28 protein-coding genes are annotated in these 25,477 nt (G+C 28.1%); 21 read left to right on the top strand and 7 right to left on the bottom strand.

Translation table 11 applies throughout. The features are described 5' to 3' along the window. Positions 1-5 precede the first annotated feature (5 nt). From ACBT_RS01820 to ACBT_RS01795, 6 genes are read left to right on the top strand one after another with little or no spacing between them, the layout of a single operon-like run. Positions 6-587, top strand: coding sequence for an NADH-quinone oxidoreductase subunit J (locus ACBT_RS01820; protein ID WP_024775824.1), 582 nt, complete (start codon positions 6-8; stop codon positions 585-587). Beyond that, positions 584-883, top strand: coding sequence for an NADH-quinone oxidoreductase subunit NuoK (nuoK, locus tag ACBT_RS01815; RefSeq protein ID WP_024775825.1), 300 nt, complete (start codon positions 584-586; stop codon positions 881-883). Before ACBT_RS01820 ends, nuoK begins: the two co-directional genes overlap by 4 nt. A gap of 1 nt (position 884) precedes the next feature. Continuing rightward, complete coding sequence (gene nuoL, locus ACBT_RS01810) at positions 885-2,738, top strand: NADH-quinone oxidoreductase subunit L (protein ID WP_024775826.1); 1,854 nt, start codon at positions 885-887, stop codon at positions 2,736-2,738. Between the two features lie 9 nt (positions 2,739-2,747). Beyond that, positions 2,748-4,277, top strand: coding sequence for an NADH-quinone oxidoreductase subunit M (locus tag ACBT_RS01805; protein WP_024775827.1), 1,530 nt, complete (start codon positions 2,748-2,750; stop codon positions 4,275-4,277). Next, a complete protein-coding gene (gene nuoN / locus ACBT_RS01800) occupies positions 4,270-5,769 on the top strand; it encodes an NADH-quinone oxidoreductase subunit NuoN (protein WP_024775828.1) in 1,500 nt (499 codons plus the stop codon). The genes ACBT_RS01805 and nuoN overlap by 8 nt, the downstream gene beginning before the upstream one ends. Beyond that, positions 5,769-6,257, top strand: coding sequence for a transglycosylase SLT domain-containing protein (locus ACBT_RS01795; protein ID WP_024775829.1), 489 nt, complete (start codon positions 5,769-5,771; stop codon positions 6,255-6,257). Before nuoN ends, ACBT_RS01795 begins: the two co-directional genes overlap by 1 nt. Here the strand turns inward: ACBT_RS01795 and ACBT_RS01790 are convergent. Continuing rightward, positions 6,252-6,515 (bottom strand): HP0495 family protein, encoded by a 264-nt coding sequence (locus tag ACBT_RS01790; protein ID WP_024775830.1) that lies wholly within the window; start codon positions 6,513-6,515, stop codon positions 6,252-6,254. The genes ACBT_RS01795 and ACBT_RS01790 overlap by 6 nt on opposite strands. Continuing rightward, on the bottom strand, positions 6,512-6,982 hold the full coding sequence (gene moaC / locus ACBT_RS01785; protein WP_024775831.1) for a cyclic pyranopterin monophosphate synthase MoaC: 471 nt from the start codon (positions 6,980-6,982) through the stop codon (positions 6,512-6,514). Before moaC ends, ACBT_RS01790 begins: the two co-directional genes overlap by 4 nt. A 115-nt stretch (positions 6,983-7,097) precedes the next feature. Between moaC and rpsU the strand changes: the two genes are divergently transcribed. The 6 genes from rpsU (at position 7,098) to ACBT_RS01755 (ending at position 12,818) form a co-directional block, all read left to right on the top strand. Then, complete coding sequence (gene rpsU, locus ACBT_RS01780; protein WP_024775832.1) at positions 7,098-7,310, top strand: 30S ribosomal protein S21; 213 nt, start codon at positions 7,098-7,100, stop codon at positions 7,308-7,310. 106 nt (positions 7,311-7,416) lie between these two features. Further along, complete coding sequence (locus tag ACBT_RS01775) at positions 7,417-8,283, top strand: menaquinone biosynthesis family protein (protein WP_024775833.1); 867 nt, start codon at positions 7,417-7,419, stop codon at positions 8,281-8,283. After that, on the top strand, positions 8,280-9,059 hold the full coding sequence (locus tag ACBT_RS01770; RefSeq protein ID WP_024775834.1) for a UDP-N-acetylmuramate dehydrogenase: 780 nt from the start codon (positions 8,280-8,282) through the stop codon (positions 9,057-9,059). The genes ACBT_RS01775 and ACBT_RS01770 overlap by 4 nt, the downstream gene beginning before the upstream one ends. A 74-nt stretch (positions 9,060-9,133) precedes the next feature. Beyond that, entirely contained in the window at positions 9,134-11,467 is a 2,334-nt protein-coding gene (topA, locus tag ACBT_RS01765; protein WP_024775835.1) for a type I DNA topoisomerase, read from the top strand. Further along, positions 11,468-11,980, top strand: coding sequence for a metallophosphoesterase family protein (locus tag ACBT_RS01760; RefSeq protein WP_024775836.1), 513 nt, complete (start codon positions 11,468-11,470; stop codon positions 11,978-11,980). It begins immediately after the preceding gene. After that, positions 11,970-12,818 (top strand): biotin synthase, encoded by an 849-nt coding sequence (locus tag ACBT_RS01755; protein ID WP_024775837.1) that lies wholly within the window; start codon positions 11,970-11,972, stop codon positions 12,816-12,818. Before ACBT_RS01760 ends, ACBT_RS01755 begins: the two co-directional genes overlap by 11 nt. Positions 12,819-12,839: 21 nt before the next feature. Here ACBT_RS01755 and ACBT_RS01750 read toward each other — a convergent pair whose 3' ends face one another. The 5 genes from ACBT_RS01750 to ACBT_RS01730 all read right to left on the bottom strand — a co-directional run bounded on the left by ACBT_RS01750 (position 12,840) and on the right by ACBT_RS01730 (position 16,571). Continuing rightward, complete coding sequence (locus ACBT_RS01750) at positions 12,840-13,538, bottom strand: AMIN domain-containing protein (RefSeq protein ID WP_024775838.1); 699 nt, start codon at positions 13,536-13,538, stop codon at positions 12,840-12,842. Then, entirely contained in the window at positions 13,535-13,744 is a 210-nt protein-coding gene (locus ACBT_RS01745; RefSeq protein ID WP_228130318.1) for a septum formation initiator, read from the bottom strand. Before ACBT_RS01745 ends, ACBT_RS01750 begins: the two co-directional genes overlap by 4 nt. Before the next feature lie 32 nt (positions 13,745-13,776). Further along, positions 13,777-15,054 (bottom strand): phosphopyruvate hydratase, encoded by a 1,278-nt coding sequence (eno, locus tag ACBT_RS01740; RefSeq protein WP_024775840.1) that lies wholly within the window; start codon positions 15,052-15,054, stop codon positions 13,777-13,779. Positions 15,055-15,224: 170 nt separating this feature from the next. Next, positions 15,225-16,274 carry a recombinase RecA gene (gene recA, locus ACBT_RS01735; protein ID WP_024775841.1) on the bottom strand — a complete coding sequence of 350 codons (1,050 nt, stop codon included), beginning with the start codon at positions 16,272-16,274 and terminating at the stop codon, positions 15,225-15,227. Positions 16,275-16,361: 87 nt separating this feature from the next. Continuing rightward, entirely contained in the window at positions 16,362-16,571 is a 210-nt protein-coding gene (locus ACBT_RS01730) for a hypothetical protein (RefSeq protein WP_024775842.1), read from the bottom strand. 104 nt (positions 16,572-16,675) lie between these two features. Between ACBT_RS01730 and ACBT_RS01725 the strand changes: the two genes are divergently transcribed. From ACBT_RS01725 to ACBT_RS01685, 9 genes are all read left to right on the top strand, one after another. Next, on the top strand, positions 16,676-17,866 hold the full coding sequence (locus tag ACBT_RS01725; protein ID WP_024775843.1) for a UDP-N-acetylglucosamine 4,6-dehydratase: 1,191 nt from the start codon (positions 16,676-16,678) through the stop codon (positions 17,864-17,866). A 1-nt stretch (position 17,867) separates the two neighbouring features. Beyond that, positions 17,868-19,004 carry a LegC family aminotransferase gene (locus ACBT_RS01720; protein WP_034218803.1) on the top strand — a complete coding sequence of 379 codons (1,137 nt, stop codon included), beginning with the start codon at positions 17,868-17,870 and terminating at the stop codon, positions 19,002-19,004. After that, positions 19,004-19,579, top strand: a complete 576-nt coding sequence (locus tag ACBT_RS01715) for a NeuD/PglB/VioB family sugar acetyltransferase (protein WP_024775845.1) — start codon at positions 19,004-19,006, stop codon at positions 19,577-19,579. Before ACBT_RS01720 ends, ACBT_RS01715 begins: the two co-directional genes overlap by 1 nt. Further along, positions 19,576-20,574, top strand: a complete 999-nt coding sequence (gene neuB, locus ACBT_RS01710) for an N-acetylneuraminate synthase (RefSeq protein ID WP_024775846.1) — start codon at positions 19,576-19,578, stop codon at positions 20,572-20,574. The genes ACBT_RS01715 and neuB overlap by 4 nt, the downstream gene beginning before the upstream one ends. Continuing rightward, positions 20,571-21,620 carry a PDDEXK nuclease domain-containing protein gene (locus ACBT_RS01705; protein WP_024775847.1) on the top strand — a complete coding sequence of 350 codons (1,050 nt, stop codon included), beginning with the start codon at positions 20,571-20,573 and terminating at the stop codon, positions 21,618-21,620. Before neuB ends, ACBT_RS01705 begins: the two co-directional genes overlap by 4 nt. Positions 21,621-21,698: 78 nt before the next feature. Beyond that, a complete protein-coding gene (locus tag ACBT_RS01700; protein ID WP_024775848.1) occupies positions 21,699-22,421 on the top strand; it encodes a class I SAM-dependent methyltransferase in 723 nt (240 codons plus the stop codon). Positions 22,422-22,431: 10 nt separating this feature from the next. Continuing rightward, complete coding sequence (locus tag ACBT_RS01695; protein ID WP_024775849.1) at positions 22,432-23,334, top strand: NAD-dependent epimerase/dehydratase family protein; 903 nt, start codon at positions 22,432-22,434, stop codon at positions 23,332-23,334. After that, a complete protein-coding gene (locus ACBT_RS01690) occupies positions 23,321-24,442 on the top strand; it encodes a DegT/DnrJ/EryC1/StrS family aminotransferase (RefSeq protein WP_024775850.1) in 1,122 nt (373 codons plus the stop codon). Before ACBT_RS01695 ends, ACBT_RS01690 begins: the two co-directional genes overlap by 14 nt. Then, complete coding sequence (locus tag ACBT_RS01685) at positions 24,439-25,476, top strand: ATP-grasp domain-containing protein (protein WP_024775851.1); 1,038 nt, start codon at positions 24,439-24,441, stop codon at positions 25,474-25,476. Before ACBT_RS01690 ends, ACBT_RS01685 begins: the two co-directional genes overlap by 4 nt. Position 25,477 lies beyond the last annotated feature (1 nt).

Genomic DNA, 25,477 nt, shown 5'->3' with positions numbered 1-25,477 from the left:
GAAAAATGTTTGAAATAGTAGCCTTTACTCTTTTTTCAATTTTAACAATATCTATGTTTTTAATTACAGTTTTAACAAATAATACTTTATATGCTCTAAGCTCACTTGCAGCTGGAATGATTTTTATCTCTGGGTTTTTCTTTTTACTTGATGCTGAATTTTTAGGAGTTGTTCAAATAGTTGTTTATAGTGGAGCTGTTATGGCTTTATATGCTTTTGGAATGATGTTTTTTGACACACTTAGTGAAGTCGAAGAAAAAATCAATAATCCTAGGCTGACATTCTTTCTATCTGGAGTTATTGCATTAATTGTTGTAATTATATTAATAGCCCCTATTTTAGGACAAAATATAGAAGCTCAAAATCCAGTAAATAATGAAGTTTCAAACAGTGTAAATATTGGAATGACTCTATTTACTAAATACCTTTTACCTTTTGAAATGGCTGCACTTATGCTTTTAATTGCAATGATTGGAGCGATTGTTCTAGCAAGTAAAAAAATGAATATCTCTTTTTCAGAACTAGAAGAAAAAGATATTGACAAGCTTCTAGAAGATAAAGAAGCTTCTAAGAGAGGTGAAATATGAGTTTAAACTACTACTTAATTCTAAGTGCTCTACTATTTTTTATTGGAGTTTTTGGAGTAATTAGAAGAAAAAATCTATTAATGCTTTTCTTTTCAACAGAGATAATGTTGAACGCAGTAAATATAGGTTTTGTGGCTATTTCAAAATATTACAATGACCTTGGTGGTCAAATGTTTGCATTTTTTATAATAGCAGTTGCTGCTAGTGAAGTTGCTATTGGACTTGGTCTTTTAATTCTATGGTATAAAAAATCTGGCTCTTTAAATCTTGATGATTTAGCAAAAATGAGAGGATAAGATGGAGAATTTTTTATATATAGCACTCTTTTCACCACTCATAGCTACTCTATTCTCAGCTTTATTTGCTTTTTCAAAACCATTAAAATTTATTGGTTTTTTAAACTCTACTCTTATTTTAATCTCAATGATTTCAAGTTTTTATCTATTTTCTTATATTTATGAAAATGATTTTGCTATAGAGATTTTTTTATTTGATTGGATAACTATTGGAAATTTAGATTTATCATTTTCATTTAACCTAGACCATGTTAGTGTTGTTATGCTTTTGGTGGTTACTATTGTTTCAACAATGGTTCACTTTTACTCTATTTGGTATATGGAAGATGATATTGGTTTTAATAGATTTTTTAGCTATTTATCTCTTTTTGTTTTCTCAATGCTTGTACTAATATTAGCTGATAATTTTGCTGTTTTATTTATTGGTTGGGAAGGTGTAGGAGTTTGTTCTTATCTTCTAATAGGATTTTATTATAAAAAAATCAAAGCCTCTAAAGCTTCTAATGAAGCATTTATTGTAAATAGAATTGGTGATATGGGATTAATGATTGCAATGTTTTTAATCTATTGGAATATAGGAAGTTTAAATTTTGATATAGTTTTTAAAACTATATCTTATTTAGATAACTTTACCGTTCTTTTAATTGGAATTTCTCTTTTTGTAGCTGCTATGGGAAAATCTGCTCAATTTCCTCTTCATACTTGGCTTGCCAATGCTATGGAAGGTCCAACTCCAGTTTCTGCATTAATTCATGCAGCAACGATGGTAACAGCAGGTGTTTATCTAATCATAAGATGCAATGAAATATATTTTTTAATTCCAAATCTAAGTTTTATAATTGCTTGTTTAGGCTCTTTTGTTGCAATATTTGCAGCTTCTATGGCTTTAGTAAACAATGATTTAAAAAGAATAATAGCTTACTCAACTCTATCTCAATTAGGTTATATGTTCGCAGCTGTTGGAGTTGGTGCATATAGTATTGCCCTATTTCACTTATTTACACATGCATTTTTTAAATCGGCTCTATTTTTAGGAGCAGGAAATGTAATGCATGCAACAAATGGAAATTTGGATATTAGAAAAATGGGGAATTTATACCCTAAAATGAAAGCAACTGCAATTATAATGATTATCTCATCACTAGCATTAAGTGCTATTTTCCCATTAGCTGGATTTTTCTCAAAAGATAAAATTTTAGAAAGTGTTTATAATCAAAACTACTTAATTTTATATATTACATTAGTAATCACAGCATTTCTAACAGCTTTTTACTCTTTTAGATTAATTATGAGAGTGTTTTTTGTAAAAGCAAATTATGATGAAAAAAATTCAAATATTCATGAAGCAAAAAGTTTAGCTATATTTTCTATTCTACCACTATTATTTTTAACAATAATTTCTGGATGGAGTTCAAAATATTTTGAAGAGTTTGTAACAAGGCTACTTCCTGCTTTTACAATAAATTTAAATCATGAACAAATTTGGATTTTAATTTTAATTGCTAGTTTTACATCAATATTTGGGATTTTATTTGCAATTCTTAAATACAAAAATAGCCAAACAAAAGAAGAAAATATAGGAATCATCAAAAATATTTTACTAAAAGAGTATTTTATTCCAAAAATTTATAAGGCTTTTATAGTAAAACCTTACTATAGATTTTCAGTTCTTTTAAATAGATATATAGAGATAAAATTAATAGATAATACAATAGATAAAATCGGTTACTTTGTATATAATTTAGGTGCAAAACTAAGACCTATTCAATCTGGAAATTTATCAACATCACTAAGACTTATGATATTTGGGCTTTTATCAGCTCTTTTATTTATCATAGTTTTATTAGTTTATTAAAGGTTTTTTATGGAACATATTTTAACAATGCTTATATTTTTTCCAGCAGTCGCAGCCATTTTAGGATTTTTAATAGATAAAGACTCTATGAGACAATTTGCAATAGTGGTTACTTTTGTTGAGTTTGTTTTATCTATGATTTTATATTACAACTTTGATGTAAATAGTGCTGATGTTCAATTTATGGTAAATATCCCAATAATTAGCTCTTATGGAATTAACTATTTAATAGGAGTCGATGGAATCTCTTTATTTTTAATAATTATGATTACATTTATGACGATGATTGCTGTTATTGGCTTGACTGAAAAAAGAGATGTAAAAAACCTCATCATTACTATGTTATTTTTAGAGATGACAATGGTTGGAGTTTTTGCAGCATTTGACGTCATCTTATTTTATATATTTTGGGAACTTACTATTATTCCAATGTTTTATATTATTGGGTTTTGGGGTTACAACAAAAGACTTTATGCAGCCGTAAAATTCTTTTTATATACATTTACAGGTTCACTAATAATGCTTGTAGGAATACTATACTTTGGTTATGTTTACTATCAAGCAACTGGTGTTTGGAGCTTTGCTTTATATGATTGGATGAATATAAACTTACCTTTTGATTTACAACTTTGGCTTTTTATAGCTTTTTTCTTTGGATTTGCTGTAAAAATGCCAATGTTTCCATTTCATACGTGGCTACCTTTAGCTCATGGACAAGCACCAACAATTGGTTCAATTGTTTTAGCGGCAATTTTATTAAAAATGGAAACTTATGGATTTATTAGATTTTCTTTAGGACTTTTCCCTGATGCTAGTGTATATTTTGTTCCTTTACTAGCAACATTAGGAATAATTGCAATAATCTACACTGCGATGATAGCTTATGCTCAAGAAGATATGAAACAACTAATTGCGTATTCATCAATTTCACATATGGGAATTATTACAATTGGAGTATTTGCTTTAAATGTTGAAGGGGTTTCTGGAGCTGTTTTTCTAATGATTGGACATGGTATTGTATCTGGAGCTTTATTTATGTGTGTTGGACTTTTATATGATAGAACTGGGACAAAACTAATCAAAAAATTTGGTGGTTTAGCTTCTAATATGCCTTTATTTGCAACACTTTACTTAATTGTTCTTATGGCATCTATTGGCCTTCCTTTAACAGTTGGATTTGTAGGAGAATTTTTATCACTTTTAGGATTTTTCAAATACTCTCCTATTCTAGCATCAATTGCAGTTTTAACAATAGTTTTAAGTGCAGTTTATATGCTAAATATGTATAAACAATCATTTTTTGGAAGATTAAAAATTATAAATATGAGTCTAAAAGATATTTATGGAAGAGAACTTGTAGCATTAGGCTCTTTAGTTATTTTGATTATCTTTTTAGGAATTTATCCAAAAATAATTCTAGACCCATTAAATGTTTCAGTTACAAATCACCTACAAATTATGGAGAGTAAAGCTATAAAAATTGAGACAAAAGATAAATTAAATGAACTAAACTCTATAAAAGGAGCTTTAAATGAGTGAAATTAATATTAGTTTAGACTCTTTAAATTTAAACTCTATTGCTCCTATGGCAATAGCTATTATTGGTGCATTGAGTATTATTTTAACTGATATTTTTAATAAAAATAAACATAAATCTTTATATGTATTTTTAGTTGTTCTATTTTTAGTTTTTGATTTATTTACACTAATTGCATATAACGCAGACAAAAGGGGTATGTTTGATTTAATACTTCTTGATGGGGTATCAATACTAGCTCAAATAATTATCATATTAAGTGCTATTATATTTATTTTTTTTGCTATGTCAAAACTTAGATTCCAAGAATATAGAATGGCTGAATATTTTGCTTTATATCTTTTTGTAATAGCCTCTTTCCAATTTATGGTTAGTAGTGATTCTTTAATTTTGATTTTTATAGCACTTGAAAGTTCATCTTTAGCTCTTTATGTATTAATTGCAATGCATAATAAAATGGCTAGTTTAGAAGCAAGTATAAAATATTTTACAATGGGTTCAATTGGTGGAGCTTGCTTTGTATTTGCAAGTATGCTTTTATATGCAGTTACAGGAACACTTGAACTTGATGGAATTGCAACAGTTATTACAGCTGAAGGTTTTTTAACAAAAGATAACTTTTCAAACTATATTTTAGTTTTAAGTGCATTTTGTTTTATGTTAGTATCTTTGGGATTTAAGCTATCACTTTTCCCATTCCATGTTTGGGTTCCAGATGTTTACCAAGGTTCAACTTCAGTAATGGCAGGATTTTTATCGATAGTTCCAAAAATGGCTGTATTTATTGTGGCTTTAAGATTTTTTGAAATATTCATACAAGTTGATGACAAAATAATAAACGCCCTGCTTTATACTATTGTGGTTTTAACAATGACTATTCCAAATCTAATAGCTCTACATCAAACTGATGTAAAAAGAATGCTAGCATATTCATCTATTGCAAATACAGGTATGGCAATGGCTACATTAGTAATAACAACACACCAAGCAACGGTTACTTTATTTTTGTATTGGATACTATTTGCAATAACAAATATGGGTGCTTTTGGAATGCTTTGGATAAATAGGGGAAAAGGTTTTACAGATTACACTTCTCCATATCATTTTAAACATTTTAGTGGATTTGTTAAAGTATCTCCAGCAACTGCTTTAATTCTTGGAATGTTCCTTTTTTCTCTTGCAGGACTTCCTCCTTTTTCACTATTTTGGGCAAAAATGTATTTAATTGGAAGTGCAATAAATGCAGACCAAATAGCATTAGCAATTATTATTGTAATAAACTCTGTTATTGCAGCTTTTTACTATTTAAGACCTGTTGGGGCAATGTTTTTAAAAGATCCCGATGAATTTACAAAAAAAGAGTTTATGCAAAATGCGACAAATGTTACAAGATCTATAATAGCTTTAGTTGTTATTCTTTCAATAATCTCTATATTATTAATTGAACCACTTTTAGGTATAATTGAACACTATTTAAAGGATTCTCTATTTTAATGGCAAGGTTTATAGTTTTATTTTTAATATTTTTGAATTTTAGTTTTGCAAACTCTTTAGGGCTTACAAAAACTGATTTAGTAATTTTAAATAAAATAAAATCCTTAGCAGATGAACCTATAATGAAATATTCTTTGATGGCCATTGCAATAAAAGAGTCAAGTGTTGGAAAAAATATGGCTAATTTTTCAAGTAATGACTTTGGGCTTTTCCAATCAAACATAAAAACTGTTTTAAGTAGACAGTATATAAAAGACACTCCACAAAATAGAAAATATTACGCACTAAAACTTATGAATAATGTCGGATTTGCAACTGCAAATGCAATTATTGAGTTAGAATATTGGAGAGAAGTGCATAAAGATAACTGGATTAAAATATGGTCAAGCTACAATACAGGCTTTTCATATAGAAGTGACACAGGTTATCTTTATGCAAAATCTATTTTAGAAATTACAAAGAAATTAAAACAAGAATATGGTTTATAAAACCATTTTTATCTCTTCATGTTCTCCTAAAAGTCTAAAAAGTTCTGTTCTATCATCATCATTGTGAACAAGAAGTTTTAGATTGTAACTTTTGAATTTTCCTTTTGCACTTGTTTTTGAAGGATTTATTGAATATTCTCTTTCATAAATCACTTCTTTTACACATTTTTTAATATTACAAGTCTCTAAAACTACAAGTTTATATTCCCAAGAACAAGGATAATTTAACTCTAATTTTTTATCACTTAAATCTATCATCTTTTAAAATCTCCACTTTTACCACCACTTTTTTCTTCAAGTTGTATATTTGAAATAACCATTGATTTATCAATAGCTTTCACCATATCATAAATTGTAAGAAGTCCAACGCTAACACCAGTTAATGCTTCCATTTCAACTCCAGTTTGACCATTTAATTTAGCTGTTACAAAAAGTTTAAAACTGTATTCAGAAGAAATCTCTTCAATTTCGCAATTAATTCCAGTCAATAACAAAGGATGACACATTGGAATTAAATCACTAGTTTTTTTTGTTCCCATAATAGCAGCAATAACTGCAGTCTGAAGAACCGGTCCTTTCTTCACAATATTCCCTATAATAGCTTCATAAGCCTCTTTACTCATTGTAATTTTACCACTTGCAACAGCAACTCTTTTTGTATCATTTTTATCTGAAACATCAACCATTTTAGGTCTATTATTATTATCAAGATGTGTTAAATTCAAAGCTTATCCTTACTAAAATTTATATTTTATTCTATATAAATGTAGGTTAAATAGATATTAAGAATAGTTTAAATATAATCCGATCCTAAATTTTAAAAGAAAGAGGGTGATTTTAGTGCCAGGCATTAAAGTTAAAGATAACGAATCTTTTGACGAAGCGTATAGAAGATTTAAAAAACAATGCGACAGAAACCTAATCGTTACTGAAGCAAGAGCTAGAAGATATTTTGAACCAATGACTGAAATCAGAAAAAAACAAAAAATTTCTGCTAGAAAGAAAATGTTAAAAAAACTATACATGTTAAGAAGATACGAGTCAAGATTATAAGATTTGTTATTTCCAAACAAAAAAGCCCAGACCTTTTGGTTTGGGCTTTTTTTATTTTAAAGCCAATCTTGATACAATCCTCACAAGAAAATTTAAAGGATAAGAATTGAAAAAAATTAGTGTTGCTCACTCACCAGATGCTGATGATATTTTTATGTATTACGCTATAAAATTTGGTTGGATAGATATAAATGAAACTAAATTTGAAAATATCGCTGCTGATATAGAGACACTAAATCAAGCTACTTTAAAAGGTATTTATGACATTTGTGCAATCTCATTTGCCTTATACCCTTTTGTAAAAGATGATTATGCTCTACTAAAAACTGCTGTTTCATTTGGTGAAGGCTATGGTCCAAAACTAATTAAAAGAAAAAATAGTACTCTAAAAAGAAATTTCAAAGTAGCTTTAAGTGGAGAATTCACTACAAACGCCTTACTTTTTAAAATCGCATATCCTGATGCAAGAATTACTTATATGAATTTCTTAGATATTGAAAAAGCTGTAATTGATGGTGTTGTTGATGCTGGAGTTTTAATTCATGAATCTATTTTAACTTATAGTAATGAATTAGAGGTTGAAAAAGAGATTTGGGATATTTGGGTAGGTCTATGCGATGGTGAAAAGTTACCACTTCCACTTGGAGGAATGTGTCTTCGTCGTTCAATTCCACTTCATGATGCAATAAAATATGAAAAAGCTTTAATAAAAGCTGTTGATGTTGCAAATAAAAATAGAAAAACTTTAGCACCTATGCTACTTGAAAAAGGTTTAATTAGAGTTGATGCATCAACTTTAGATAAATATTTAGACCTTTATGCAAATGATAATTCTGTAAAACTGAGTGAAATTCAATATAAAGCAATAGATAAATTATTTGAATTAGGTTATAAACATGGACATTATCAAAATTTAATTAAATCAGAAGATTTTTTAATTCCTGAAAATTATGAAGAGTTAAGAGCTAGATGAATTACAAAACAGTTGACTTTAAAAGATACTCATCTATTCACATAGGTCCAATAAAAAATGTTTTTATAATAGATGAAATAGGCGATTTTAAAGATTTCCAAATAATAGGAAGAGCCAATAACTTATTAATATCTTCAAATTGTAAAAAAAAATTTGCTATTTTAGGTGAAAGCTTTGATTATATAAAAGAAGAAAATGGTCTTTTATATGTTGGTTGCGCAACAAGTAGTGGAAAACTTCTAACTTATACTAGAAAAAATGACATAGCAAATTTAGAATTCCTAGCAAAACTTCCTGGAAATATTGGTGGGCTAGTTAAAATGAATGCTGGATTAAAATCTTGGGAAATTTTTAACTATTTACATAGTATTAAAACAAAAGATGGCTATATTGAAAAAAAAGATTTGGATTTTTCTTATAGACACACAAATATTGATTCAATCATTTTTGAAGCTGTTTTTCATATTGAAAAAGGTTTTAGCAAAGATATGCAAAATGAATTTGTAAAAATGAGAGATAATCAACCACAAATTGCTAGTGCTGGAAGTTGCTTTAAAAATCCAAAAGGTGATTTTGCTGGAAGATTAATAGAAGCAGTTGGATTAAAAGGTCACAGAATTGGTGATATGGAGTTTTCAAATACTCATGCAAATTTTTTAGTAAACCATGGAAATGGTACTTTCGAAGATGCGATACATCTAATTGATTTAGCAAAGAAAAAAGTAAAAGAAGAATTCAATATAGATTTAGAAGAAGAAATTATTATATTCAAATAAAATAATTTTTTTATCTCTTTAATAAAATTATGTTAGAATGCAAACTCTTAAAAAAAGGTTAGAAGGTAGTATCAGTGAAAAATTTAGTAATAGTGGAATCTCCAGCGAAAGCCAAAACAATATCAAAATTCTTAGGTTCTGATTATGTAGTTATGGCTTCTATGGGACACGTAAGAGATTTACCAAAATCAACTTTAGGCTTTGACCCTGAAGATAATTTCAAACCAAATTATCAAGTGAGTACAGACAAAAAAAAGGTCATAGCTGATTTAAAAAAACAAATCTCGAAAGATACAACTATATACCTAGCAGCCGATGAAGATAGAGAGGGAGAAGCTATTGCATGGCATTTAATTCCTGCTCTAAAAATTGAAAAAAATCCAATAAAAAGAATAGTTTTTCACGAAATTACAAAAGATGCAATACTTAAAGCATTAGAAAATCCAAGAGATGTTGACCAAAATCTAGTAGATGCTCAACAAGCAAGAAGAATTTTAGATAGAGCAGTTGGATATGAACTTTCACCACTTTTATGGAAAAAAGTAAGATATGGTCTTAGTGCAGGACGTGTTCAAAGTGTTGCTGTAAAAATAATAGTAGATAGAGAAAATGAAATTAGAGCCTTTGTTCCAGAAGAGTATTGGAGAATAAAAGCTGATTTTATAAATCCAGAGTTATCTAGTGAATTAGCAAAAAAAGATGGAAAAAACATCAAAGTTAGAAATGAAAAAGAGGCTAGAGAAATTGAAGCTTCTTTAAATAGTGGAAATTTTACTTTAGTAGACATTGAAGAAAAAGATAGTCTAAGGAATCCTGCTGCTCCATTTACAACTTCAACTCTTCAGCAAGAGGCATCTAGAAAACTTGGTCTTAGTGTTGCTCAAACAATGATGATAGCACAACAACTATATGAAGGAAATACAGCAAATATTCCAAATCATACAGGTGGTTTAATCACTTATATGAGAACTGACTCTTTAAACTTATCAACAGTTGCTACAACTGCAGCTAAAAAAGTTATTGAAGAGGAGTATGGAAAAGATTACTCTTTAACAAAACCAAGAAGTTTTAAATCAACTGCAAAAGGTGCTCAAGAGGCTCACGAAGCAATAAGACCAGTTGATATGAGTCTAAAACCAACTATGGTTAAAGATTATTTAGATCCTTCTCAATACAGACTTTATAGTTTAATTTGGAAAAGAACAATTGCAACTCAAATGGCTCAAGCTAAAATTGCAAATACAACATATAAAATAGAAGCTGGAAAAAATAAAGAGTTTGAATTTCAAACAAAAGGTCAAAGAATTATTTTTGCCGGATTTATGAAAGCTTATACAGAAGGAAGTGATAATCCAGAAGCTGCACTTGATAGCACTGAGAAAATCCTTCCAAATATAAAAGTTGGAACAATTTTAGAATTAGGAAATTTATCAAGTGAACAAAATTTCACAAAACCACCTTCAAGATATACTGAAGCTTCTTTGGTAAAAAAACTTGAAAGTGAGGGAATCGGAAGACCTTCAACTTATGCTCCTACAATTTCAACTATTCAAGCAAGAGAGTATGTTGTAAAAACAGAAGATAAAAAGCTAGCTCCAACTCAAACGGGAGAGATTGTAAATAGTTTTTTAACTGATCACTTCTCAAATATTATTGATTTAGGATTTACTGCAAAAATTGAAGAACAATTTGATGACATCGCAGAAGGTAAAAAAGCTTGGGTTGATGTAATGAAAAATTTTTATGGAGACTTTAAAGAGACTATAAAAGATAAAGAAGAAAACATTAGTAAATCTGACTACTCTCAAGTAAGAGAATTAGGAATTGATCCAAAATCTGGAAAACCTGTAAGTGCAAGAGTTGGAAGATTTGGACCATTTGTTCAAATTGGAACAAAAGATGATGAAGAAAAACCTAAATTCGTAGCAATTCCTGATAATTTAAATATGGACTCAATAACACTAGATGAAGCTCTATTTTTATTTAATTTACCTAGAGTAGTTGGCGTTGATAATGAAGGAAATGAAATAAAAGCAAATATTGGAAGATTTGGTCCATATTTACAAGTAAAATCAAAATACTATTCACTAAAAACTGATGACCCATACACGGTAGATGAAACAAGAGCAAAAGAGATTATCAGTGAAATAGATGAGGCAAAAAGTAAAGCTTTAATTAAAGAGTTTGCTAAAGAAAAAATACAAATTTTAAATGGTACTTATGGTGCTTATATAAAACAAGGTAGAAAAAATTTCAAAATTCCAAAAACAAAAGAAGCTGAAAATTTAACTTTAGAAGAGTGTTTAGATATTATTGAAAAAGATAGTAAAACATCTAAAAAACCTGCTAGAAAAACAGCAGCAAAATCAACTACTACGAAAAAAACTACAAAAGCTAAAAAAGAGTAGATGAATATAGGATTGATCTCAGACAGTCACCATAAAATAGAATATTTAAAAGCTTGTATAGATTTTTTAAAGCAAGATGGCTGTGAATATCTAATCCATGCTGGAGATATATGTTCTTTAGAAGGTTTAAATATTTTAAAAGATTCAAATTTAAAATATATTGCTATTTTTGGAAATAATGATAGAAATCTTTTTGAATATAGTTCTAATTTTAATATAAAAACTGAACCATATTACTTCAAGATAAAAGATATTAGTTTCAAGCTCATGCACATTCCAAACTATTTGGTTCCTGACTCAAATATTGTAATTTTTGGTCACACTCATAAATTTCATTGTGAATATATAAATAAGACACTATTTTTAAATTCAGGTGAAGTGTGTGCTAGAGAAAAACCAATTATTGAGTGTGCAAAACTTGAAATTAATACAAATCAATATATAATCACACACTATTTTAAAAATACAAATGAAAATAATTTTATGAAAGAAGAGTTTAAATATGAGCAATAATCAAATATATTTATGTGCAATATCAAATATTGAGAGTGGTACTTGCAACGAAGATTGTAAATTTTGTACACAAAGTGTTAAGTACAAAGCAAATATCGAAAGATATAGAAGAAAAGAAATTGAACAAATAGTTGAAGAAGCAAAAAGAGCAAGAGCAAATAAAGCTGTTGGATTTTGTCTTGTTACTGCTGGAACAGGATTAGATGATAAGAGATTGGATTATGTATGTAGAGCTGCTGATGCTGTAAGCAAAGCTGTTCCTGATATTTCAATTATTGCATGTAATGGTTTAGCAACTTTTGAACAATTAAAAGAGCTTAAAAAACATGGTGTTGAAAACTACAATCACAATCTAGAAACAGCTAGAGAGTTCTATAACACAATTTGTACAACTCACTCATGGGATGATAGATATAACACTTGTCTTGATGCAAAGAAAGCTGGTCTACATTTATGTACTGGTGGTATTTTTGGTCTTGGAGAAACTCAAGAAAATAGAATTTCTATGCTTGAAGCAATTGCAAGTTTAGAACCAATGTCTGTTCCTATTAATTTTTTCCATCCAAATGAAGCATTACCAATTGTAAAAAATCCTTTATCAAAAGAAGAAGCATTTAAATTAGTTGAATTATCAAGAAGTTATTTACCAAATCAGATGCTTATGATTGCAGGGGGAAGAGAACTTATGTTTGGTGATGAACAATATAATGTTTTTAAACATGGAGCAAATGCTATAGTAGTTGGAGATTATTTAACAACTGGTGGAGCTAGTGCAGAAGATGATATAAAAGCTGTAACTGCTTTAGGTTATGAAATAGCTGTTGCTTGTCATCAATAAATAACTAGAGAATTTCTCTAGTTACTTTTTAGTTATTGAAATTATTGAATCATTGTAGTCAAAATTGTAACTACTTGGTTTAGAAGCCAATTCAATCACTATTCTATAAAAACCATTTGCTGCATGATTTCCTGTAGATATAGCTTTAAAATTAGCCGAATTTAAACTATGTTTATTTGCAGTAAAGTTCTTTTTACCTTTAAAATCTATTACTAATTTATTTTCATTGTTGATTGAAAACTTTTTTGAAACTGCATCTTGAGTAGCAATTAAAAGCTTATTATCATTGTAGTCTACTTTTATAAAAGGTAAAATATTTTTTGAAATAAGTGTTTCATCTGTAGCAGCATCAGCTCTAGGTTTTACATATACAACTTGTTCTGGCTCTTTAGTTAGCTCTTTTTTAACAAGTGCTTTTGCTTTTTGCTCTGCTTCATACTTAGTTTTTAACATCAAAGAGTCAACCTCTTTTTTAGAGTAAGATTTTTCCTGAACTTGCGCAGGAGCTCTTTGTTCAGATTCTTGTTCTGGATTTTTTAATTTATTTTGATAATCTCTTATAAATTGTTCTTCTTCTAAATCTGTTACATTTTTCACTTTTGGAGGAGATTCAATAACTTTTCCAGTCTTCTCTTCATATAAAATAAAAGGGTTTTCTCTAGCTTGTAGGCTTATAGATAAAAAGGCTGCTATAGTTGTAGATAGTAATAGAGTTCTCATTCTTCTGGCTCCAAATTTTTTAGTTCAAAATACTCTTTTTGTAAATAGGCATTCTCTTTTTGCAGTCTTAAAATTTCGTTTTCTAAATACTCTTTTTTATATTTTAAAGAGTTATATGTCTGCAAAGAGTTATCACCAAAAAGAACATTTGTTACATAATATGAAAAATATATTGTTGCTAATAGTGATAAAATCACTACTAGCACAAAAATTCCTAAACCACTTCTTTTTTTCTTCATTATTTTTTAGAAAATGGCTCTTTCCCTAAATACTCCGCATATCCAATTTCTGAACCAATTTCAAGTAATCTATTGTATTTTGCAATTCTATCACTTCTTGCTGTACTTCCAGTTTTGATTTGTCCACAATTTAATGCAACTGCAAAATCAGCAATAAATGCATCTTCACTCTCACCACTTCTGTGACTCATAATACAGTTGTAGTTATTTCTTTGAGCAAGCCTAATTGTTTGCATTGTTTCACTTACACTTCCAATTTGGTTTGGCTTAATTAATACTGCATTGGCAATACCTTTTTTAATACCTTCAGCCACAATTGCAGCATTTGTTACAAATAAATCATCTCCAACTAATTGAACTTTATTTCCTAATCTTTGAGTTAATGTTTGCCAACCATCCCAGTCATCTTCACTTAATCCATCTTCAATTGAAACGATTGGATATTTAGAACATAACTCTTCATAGTATGCAACCAGTTCAGAACTACTTAATTCTCTATTTTCACCTTTAAGTACATATTTACCTGCATCATTTATTAACTCACTTGCAGCTACATCAAGTGCAATAGAAATCTGCTCACCAGCTTTATATCCAGCTTTTTCAATAGCTTCCATAATAACTGCTATTGGCTCTTCATTTGATTTTAAATTTGGTGCAAATCCACCCTCATCTCCAACTGCAGTACTTTCACCCATTTTATCAATGATTTTTTTAAGATTTTGGTAAATCTCAGCAACTGCTCTTAGACCTTCATTAAAATTTTCAATTCCAGTTGGCATAATCATATACTCTTGGAAATCAACTGAATTATTTGCGTGCTCTCCACCATTAATTATATTAAACATAGGAACAGGCATAGTCATAGCATTTGCCCCACCTAAATATCTATAAAGTGGCATATTAAGAGAAGCTGCAGCAGCTCTTGCAGTAGCCATAGAAACACCTAGAACAGCATTTGCTCCCAAGTTAGAATAATTATGAGTTCCATCTAACTCTTTCATTATTGCATCTACTTCAGCTTGATTAAATGGGCTTTGTCCAATTAATTCATCTGCAATTCTAGTGTTTACATTTTCAACTGCTTTTAAAACACCTTTCCCCATAAATCTATTATCACCATCTCTTAGTTCTAAAGCTTCTCTTTTTCCAGTACTTGCACCACTTGGAACTATTGCACTAGCTTTTGTACCGTCACTTAAGATTACTGTTGCTCTTACTGTTGGATTTCCTCTTGAATCCATTACTTCATCAGCATAAACATTATCTATATATACCACTTAGGTCTCCTAAATTTATAATTTGCTTTGATTATATCTAAAAAAAATTTGTTGTTTGCTTTTGTGAAAAAAATATTTAATTTATGTAGTTTGACATAGGGAATAATTCCCATAGTCAATTTAAAATATTAGGTAAAAAAGTTTTATTTGAATAAATTCAAATTATTTAATCAATCATCCAGTCCAGAAATATCATCAGCATCATCACTTCCACCTGTAATAATTGCATCATTTATTCCCATAGAATTTAAAATTTTATCCTCTATCTCTTTAGCAATTGCTGGATTATCTCTTAAAAATAGTTTTGAATTTTCTCTACCTTGTCCTATTTTAGTATCACCATAACTAAACCAAGCACCTGCTTTATCAATAATATCAAGTTTAACACCATAATCAACAAGTTCTCCAGTTTTTGAAATACCCTCTCCAAACATAATATCAAACTCAGCTTGTTTAAATGGAGCAGCAACTTTATTTTTTACTACTTTTACTTTTACTCTATTCCCTATAGAATTTTCACCTTGTTTAAGTGTTGCGATTCTTCTAATATCAAGTCTAACTGAAGAATAGAATTTAAGAGCATTTCCACCTGTTGTTGTTTCTGGGCTTCCATATCCAGTCATACCTATTTTCATTCTTATTTGATTAATGAAAATTACTGTACAGTTCATTTTACTTAAAAGACCTGTTACTTTTCGTAATGCTTTACTCATAAGTCTTGCTTGAACTCCAACTTGTTGGTCATCCATATCCCCATCTATTTCAACTTTTGGAGTTAGTGCTGCAACAGAATCCACAACTACTAAATCAACAGCTCCACTTCTAATAACTGTTTCAAGAATCTCTAAAGCTTGTTCTCCAAAATCTGGTTGAGAAACAAGTAAATTATCTGTATCAACTCCTATGTCTTTCGCATATTTTACATCCAGTGCATGTTCTGCATCAATAAATGCACAAACTCCACCAGCTTTTTGAGCTTCAGCAATAGCATGTAAAGTTAAAGTTGTTTTCCCTGAACTTTCCGGTCCATATATTTCAATAACTCTTCCTTTTGGTAATCCACCAACACCAAGAGCCAAATCAAGTCCTAAAGAGCCAGTACTTATTACTTCAGTTGGGATTACTTCCTTATCCCCAAGTCTTATCAATGTACCTTTTCCAAAAGCTTTATCTATTTGTTTTATTGCAAGTTCAAGTGATTTTTTTTGATTTTCATCCATAAATTTTTACCTCGTCTTTTATTTTATATTGGAATCTTAGCAGAATTTTTCATAAGGACTGAAAAGTATTGCAAATTGTAATATTTTTTATTTAAAAATATTTTCAACCCCTTTTTTTTCAATATTTTCAACAACCTCAATTGATTTTATATGAGAATTTACTCTTTTTTGCATAGTGTGAGTTTTTATATGCTTTGCTAAAATTTTTGTATATTTCTTGTAATTTCTTGAATCTTTCTCGAAAGTTGCAAGTTTTTTTTGTATTTTCAGTATGTCTTGTGGAATTGTGTTTTGCATATTTACCTCAAAATATTATTATTTTATTATTACATATAATTTGTTAAAATGCAAAGTAAACAAAATGCAGATATAATTCAAAACTTTAAAAATGGAACTATTTGATGGATAATTTATTAAATCTAATTGGGCGAATGGAAGAACTCTTTTTAAGAGATATACAAACTCATGAAAAAGAGCTTTCAAATATAGTTTCAAACTCAACATTTTTAGTTATTGGTGGAGCAGGAAGCATTGGTCAAGCAGTAACAAAAGAGATATTCAAAAGAAATCCTAGAAAACTTCATGTTGTTGATATAAGTGAAAATAATATGGTTGAGCTTGTTAGAGATGTAAGAAGTAGTTTCGGATATATTGATGGAGATTTTCAAACATTTGCTTTAGATATTGGAAGTAGCGAATATGATGCATTTATAAAATCTGATGGAAAATATGATTATGTGCTAAATTTATCAGCACTTAAACATGTAAGAAGTGAAAAAGATCCTTTTACTCTTATGCGAATGATTGAAACAAATATTTTTAATACAGATAAGACATTGGAACAATCAATTGAAAATCGAACTAAAAAATATTTTTGCGTAAGCACAGATAAAGCTGCAAATCCAGTAAATATGATGGGTGCTAGTAAAAGAATTATGGAAATGTTTGTAAACAGACGTTCAAAACAAATAGATGTTTCAATGGCAAGGTTTGCAAATGTTGCTTTTAGTGATGGTAGTTTACTTCATGGATTTAATCAAAGAATTCAAAAAAATCAACCAATAGTTGCTCCAAATGATATAAAAAGATATTTTGTAACTCCTCAAGAGTCTGGTGAGCTTTGTCTTATGTCTTGTATTTTTGGTGAGGATAGAGATATTTTTTTTCCAAAACTTAGTGAAAATCTGCATCTAATTACTTTTGCTGATATTGCAGTAAAATATCTTAAAAATTTAGGATATGAGCCATATTTATGTAAAGATGAAGATGAAGCAAGAGAATTGGCAAAAACTTTACCCTCTAAAGGAAAATGGCCTTGTCTATTTACTGCTAGTGATACAACAGGTGAAAAAGATTTTGAAGAGTTTTTTACAGATAAAGAAGTTTTAGATATGAGTAGATTTGAAAATCTTGGCGTGATTAAGAATGAAGCAATATATGATGAAAAACTTTTAAATGATTTTGAAAATACAATTAAAAAATATAAACAAAATTTATATTGGACGAAAGATGATATTGTAAAAGAGTTTTTTAAAATGATTCCAGATTTTGGACACAAAGAAACAGGTAAATATCTTGATGGGAAAATGTAATATGCAAAATATAGTTAATTTTATAAAACAGACTTTCAAAACAAATGAATTTATACCTTTACATGAACCAAGATTTATAGGCAATGAAAAAAAATATTTAAATGATTGTATAGACTCTACATTTGTATCAAGTGTTGGAAAATATGTAGATACATTTGAAAAAGAGTTCGCTAAAACTGTAGGAAGTAAATATGCAATAGCTACTGTAAATGGAACAGCTGCACTTCATATATCTCTAATTTTAGCAAATGTAAAAACAGATAATGAAGTTATCACACAACCTCTTACATTTATAGCTACTTGTAATGCTATCTCATATATTGGAGCAAAACCTATATTTGTAGATGTGGATCTAGATACAATGGGTTTAAGTCCAGATTCTTTAAAAAACTTTCTAGAGCAAAATTGTGAAATTATAAATAATCAATGTGTTAACAAAACAACAAAAAAATTGATAAAAGCTTGTATTCCTATGCATACTTTTGGACATCCATGCAGAATTGAAGAGATTAAAAACATTTGTGATATTTGGAATATTACTTTAGTTGAAGACGGAGCTGAAAGCTTAGGCTCTTTTTATAAACATAAACATACTGGAACTTTTGGAAAAATTGGAGCATTTTCTTTTAATGGAAATAAGATCATAACTTCAGGTGGTGGTGGAGTAATTGTTACTGATGATGAAGTATTAGCAAAAAGAGCAAAACATATCACAACAACTGCAAAAATTCCTCATCCTTATGAATATGTACATGATGAAATAGCTTATAATTATAGATTACCAAATATAAATGCTGCCTTACTTGTAGCTCAACTTGAGCAATTAGAAAAATTCTTAGCTTTAAAAAGAGATTTAGCAGTAAAATATGAGGAATTTTTTACATCGAATAAGATAGATTTTATAACTGAACCAAAAGATTCAAAATCAAACTATTGGCTTCAAGCAGTTTTATTAGAAGATTTAAAGCAAAAAGATGAGTTTTTAGAATTTACAAATAAAAATGGTGTAATGACAAGACCTATTTGGAAACTTATGAATGAACTTGAAATGTATAAAGATTGCCAAAAAGCAGATTTAAAAAATGCAAAATATCTTGAAGAAAGAGTTGTAAATATTCCTAGTTCGGTGATTTTATAATGAAAGAAAAAATAGTTCTTATTGGTGGTGGGGGACATTGCCATAGTGTTATTGATGTTATTGAACAAACAAATAGATATGAGATAGTTGGAATAGTAGATACCAAAGAAAATATTGGTAAAAAAATTTTAGACTATGAAATAATTGCTTGTGATGATGATTTGGAAACTATCTTTAAAACTTGTAGAAAAGCAGTTATTACAATAGGGCATATAAAAACAAATGAATTAAGAAAAAAGTTATTTGGAAAAGCAAAAAATATAGGATTTGATTTTCCAACTATCATTTCACCACTTGCTTATGTTTCAAAACATTCATTTATAGATGAAGGAACAGTTATTATGCATCATGCTCTTGTAAATGCAAATGTAAAAATAGGAAAAAATTGTATAATTAATAGTAAATCCTTAATAGAGCACGATTGTATTATAGAAGACAACTGTCATATCTCAACTGCTAGTGTAATAAATGGTGGTGTAGTTGTAAAAGAAGATACATTTGTTGGAAGTAATTCTGTTTCAAAAGAACATATAGAAATAAATGGATTTATAAAAGCTGGGGGTTTAGCTAAGTGAAAAAAGTATTTATAATAGCAGAGGCTGGAGTTAACCATAATGGGAGTATTGAACTTGCAAAAAAGCTTATAGATGTAGCTAGTGAAAGTGGTGCAGATGCTGTAAAGTTTCAAACATTTAAAGCTGAAAAGCTTGTATCAAAAAATGCACAAAAAGCAGATTATCAAAAACAAACTACTGACAAATTAGAGTCTCAATTTGATATGATAAAAAAACTTGAACTAGATGTAAATACACATAAAGAACTTATCTCTTATTGTAAATCAAAAAATATCATGTTTTTATCTACTCCATTTGATCATGATAGTATCGAATTACTAAACGATTTAGGATTAGAAATATTCAAAATACCAAGTGGAGAAATTACAAATTTACCATATCTTAGACATATTGGAAGATTAGATAAAAAAGTAATACTTTCAACTGGAATGGCAAATATTGGAGAGATTGAAGATGCTTTGAATATATTAATAAATGCTGGAACAAAAAAAGAGAATATCATAGTTTTACATGCAAATACAGAATACCCAACTCCTATGGAAGATGTAAATTTAAAAGCAATGGTAACAATAGGAAATACCTTTGATATAGCTTTTGGATATAGTGACCATACTTTGGGAATAGAAGTTGATATAGCTGCTGTTGCTTTGGGTGCCTATTGTATAGAAAAACATTTTACTTTAGATAAAACTATGGAAGGACCAGACCATAAAGCTTCTTTAGAACCAGACGAACTAAAAGCTATGGTAAAAGCTATTCGAAATATAGAATTAGCTCTAGGAAGTAGTATTAAAAAACCATCTAAGAGTGAATCAAAGAATAAATCAATAGCTAGAAAATCAATAGTTGCAAAATGTGATATTAAAAAAGGTGAGATTTTATGCGAAAATAATCTTGCGATAAAAAGACCAGGAAATGGAATAAGTCCTATGAGATGGGATGAAATTGTTGGAACAATCGCTACTAAAGATTATAAAGAAGATGAGTTAATATGAAAGAATTAATAGACAATAAAATTTTAGTAGAAGACCTAAAAACTATTATATTAGCTACAAAAGAGCAAGTAGCTATTAGTGTAAATTCATCTTTGACTCTACTTTATTGGAATATTGGTAAAAAAATAGAAGAAGACATACTTAAAAACTCAAGAGCCAATTATGGAGAACAAATTGTGCATTCAGTGAGTACACAATTAACTCAAGAGTTTGGAAGAGGTTATTCTAAGAGAAATGTTATAAATATGATTAGATTTTATAAAATTTTTAATGATGAAAAGATAGTGCATTCGCTGAGTACACAATTAACTTGGACTCATTTAAAAACTTTAATTTATATAGAAGATGAGCTAAAAAGAACATTTTATATAGAAATGACAAAACTTTATAAATGGAGTACAAGAACACTAAATGATAGAATAGATTCAATGCTTTATGAACGAACAGTATTATCAAAAAAACCAGATGAATTAATATCTTATGAGATAGAAAAATTAAAAGAAGGTGTTGTAACTCCAAATATTATTTTAAAAGACCCATATATTTTAGATTTTTTAGAGTTAAACGATAGGTATTTAGAAAAAGATTTAGAAGATGCGATTTTAAGAGATATTGAAAATTTTATATTAGAACTTGGAAATGGCTTTAGTTTTATAGCACGACAAAAAAGAGTTCAAATAGGAAATGATGATTTTTATATAGATTTACTTTTTTATAATCGTAAACTAAAAAGATTGATAGCTATTGATTTAAAACTTGGTAAATTTAAAGCAGAGTACAAAGGACAAATGGAACTTTATTTGAAATATTTGGAAAAACATGAAAAAGAAGATGATGAAAACAGACCTTTAGGAATAATACTTTGTAGTGATAAAAATGAAGAACAAATAGAACTGCTAGAACTAGGAGAAAGCGATATTCATATAGCAAAATATCTTACAGTTTTACCTCCAAAAGATAAGTTTGAAAAACGACTTCATAGAGCAATAGAAAATGCAAAGCAGAAGTATAAAATAAAAAATTATAAAGAAGATGAGTTGATATGAAAAGAAAAGTTTGTGTAGTAACAGGAACAAGAGCTTAATATTTAATATATTAAACAAATTTAAAAGGAGTAAGAAAGAATGATTGAGATAAAAAAAGACAAATGGGAAGAGAGTTATGAACGAGGAGAAAATTTTATATACTACCCAAAAGAGGAAGTTGTTAAATTTTTAAATAGATTTGTTAAAAAAAGAAAGTCTACTGATGAATTTGTAAATTTATTAAACCTTAATGAACCATTAAAAGCTTTAGATTTTGGATGTGGTATTGGAAGAACGACTATATTATTAAGAGAATTTTGTATAGACAGTTATGGTATTGATATATCTCAAAATGCTATAGATGAAGCTATAAAATTAGGAAAACATTTTGGTTACGATTTAAAACAATCTGTAACAGTTTATGATGGTAATAAAATTCCATTTAGTGATAATTTTTTTGATTTTACAATTTCAGAAGGGGTTATGGACAGTATGACTTTTGAATTAGCAAAAAACTTAATTCTAGAGGTTGATAGGGTTACAAAAAAATATTTTTTTTTAAGTTTAATATCATCTGATAGTATTACTTTTATCAATAATCTAGAAGTAAATAGAGAATTTGTAGATGAGATAGAAGTTAACTCGGAACATGAGAATGGTACTATTCAATCTTTTTTTAATATTGAAAAAATAGAAGAATTAATAAAAAATACTAATTTTAAAATAAAATGGTGTGAAAAACACATTATCCAAAATATTATCACGAATAACAATCATGGAAGATATTATTTAGTGTTAGAAAAAACTAATAACTTATGTTGAGAAAATAAAAATGGCAATCTTAGTAGTAGGTGGTAGTGGTTTTGTTGGTAGTTCTTTAGTAAATTATTTATTATCTAAAAATTTAAAAGTTTTTGTTTACATTCATAATAGCTTTGGATTTTTAGAAGGAATTGAACATAATAATTTAAAATATATTAAAAATTTTAATGAATTATTTTTTGAAAAAGTTGAAATAAATACAATTTATCATGCGGGATCAAAGTTACCATCAGGAGCTCAGACTTATGAAGAATTTTATAAATCAAATGTTGAATTAACTTTAAAAATTATTGATTTAGCAAAAAAATTAAATGTTAAGCAATTTATTTATCTTTCAACAGGTAGCATTTTTTCAAAACTTGAAGACAATACAATATTCAATGAAGATATGACTCCAAATCCATCTAATTATTATGGACTAACAAAATATATTTCTGAAAAACTTTTGTTTATAGAGTTTGAAAAAACTGACATTCAAGTATCTATAATTAGGTTTCCATCAATATTTGGAAAAAATGACTCAGAAGGAATTGTAAAATTATTTCATAACAAGTCTACTAATAATGAAAATATTGAATTATACAGTAGAGGTGAAAGATATAGAAATTTAATATATATTGATAGCGTAGTTGATATTCTATATAAAGTTTATAAAAATAGACAAAAATTATCTAAATATGAAATTTTTATGGCAGGAAGTAGTAATTCTTTAACATTAGTTGATGTAGCAAAAGAGATTATAGAATTAACAAATAGTAACTCTAAAATAGTGTTAGTTGATAAATTTCCACCATTAGACTTTGATGTAATTATAGATACTACAAAAGCTCAAAAATTATTAAATTTTAAGCCTTTAAAAATAGAAGATGGATTAAAAAAATATATAGAGGATATGAAAAATGAAAAAATATAATACAGCATTTCCATATTTTCCAAAAGATGACATTGAAGAAATTTTAAAAGATACAAGAGAAATGTTAAATGGAAATAAAATGCTTACTATGGGTGAGAATGTTCAAAAGTTTGAAAAAGACTTTTCTGCATATTGTCAAACTAACTATGCAGTAGCTACAAATTCTTGTACTAGTGCTTTGGAGATTGCTTTATCTAGTCTAAATTTGACTAGTGAAGATGAAGTAATCGTCCCTGTTCAAACTTTTGTAGCGACTGGTTCTTGTGTTTTGAAAAATGGTGCAAAAATTGTTTTTTGTGATGTTGATGATGATTTTTTACTTGATTTTGAGTTTATGAAAAAACTTATTAATAAAAATACAAAAGCAGTTATAATAGTACATTTTGCAGGGATGATAAGTACAAATATAATAAGAATTAAAGAGTATTTAAAAGAAAGAAATATCATACTTGTTGAAGATGATGCACATGCTCACGGTGCAACTTTTGGAGACTTAAAAGCTGGAAATATTGGAGATATTGGTTGTTTCTCGTTTTATTCTACAAAAATAATGACTACTGGTGAAGGTGGAATGATAACAACGAATAATCAAGAGATTTATGAAAAATGTGCAAGCCTAAGAAACAGAGGAATGGATATAAACTACAAAGGTGAATTATTTATAAATCTAGGTTCAAATCATAGATTTACAGAATTTCAAGGCCTTTTAGGAATTTATCAATTAAAAAGGGTAGAAGAATTTTTAGAACATAGAAATAAAATAGCAAATATTTACAAAAATGAATTATCAAATTTGATAGATAAAGGTATTGTTCGTTTGCAAGTTCCTGCACAAAATAGTAGACATTCTTATTGGAGATTTATAATCTTTTTGAATAATCATGATAGAGATGAAATTATTCAAAAATTAAATGCTTTAAATATAAAAGCTGATGCACCATATTTTCCGCTATTACATAATCAGCCTCTATTTGAAAATATCGAAAAAGAAAATATGCAAAATGCTGAAAGGTTGTCAAAAACTCATATATCCTTGCCTATACATATGTTAATAAGTGAAGAGGATTCTATAATTATTGCAAAAAAATTAAAAGAGGTTCTAGTATGAAAAAAATAAATTTGTTAGTAACAACTGTTGGTGGTATGACTAGCCCTGATATATTAAAAGCATTTAGGAATACGAAAGATTATTTAATCAATATCATAGGTGTTGATGCATTTGAGTTTGCAGTTGGTAGAAACTTTGTTGATATTTTTGAAGTTTCACCAAATAGTACCGTGGACGAACTTGGATTTGTTGATTTTGTTGAAACTTTAGTAAAAAAACACAACATAGATATTATTTTACCTTGTGGAAATGAAGATAATTTGGCTATTTCTAAATATATAGATAAAATCTCTTGTAAAGTTATTGTTGGGCAGTATGAAGATTTGATAAAAGCTTACGATAAGGGAAAAGTTTATGAAGAGTTAAAAGAAAATATTCCAGAACATTGCCCTAAGTATTTTATTGTAAACAATTATCAAGATTTTATTGAATCAGTAAAAAAAATAGGCTATCCAAATAAAAAAGTTGTGATAAAACCTAGATTTGGAAGAGGAGGAAGAGGTGTTTATATTCTTAGTGATAAATTTGATTTTGAAAATATTTTTAAATCAAAACCTATAAATGAATATCCTTTTGAATTTTTCAATAATATTCTTAAAAATCAAAATAATTTTGATGATTTGATTGTAATGGAATATCTACAAGATCCATATTATAGTATCTATTCTATTTGTAAAGATGGAGAAAATTTTTTTACTATAAATCATACTAGAGAATGGGGTAATGCTTCTCAAACTTTCAGAGGTAAAGTTTATTATGATGAAAAAATAGAAGAACTTGCTTCAAAAATTATTAAAAAATTTAATTTATCTTATACCAATAATATGGAATTAGCTACAACAGATGATGGTAGAATTGTACTTTTTGATTTAAATCCAAGAATTGGAGCAAGCAGTGGAATTGATAAAGACATAGGTTTTAATTTTCCATTAGAAACTTTAAAACTTGCATTGGGAGATAAACTTGAAATAGATAAATCTAAATTTAAAATTTCAAAAACATTTGTTAGATATTTTGATCAAGTTTGGTTGTAAT

The organism is Aliarcobacter cibarius (assembly GCF_013372265.1).
GTDB classification, from domain to species: domain Bacteria; phylum Campylobacterota; class Campylobacteria; order Campylobacterales; family Arcobacteraceae; genus Aliarcobacter; species Aliarcobacter cibarius.
This window is presented reverse-complemented; position numbering and strand designations above follow the sequence as displayed.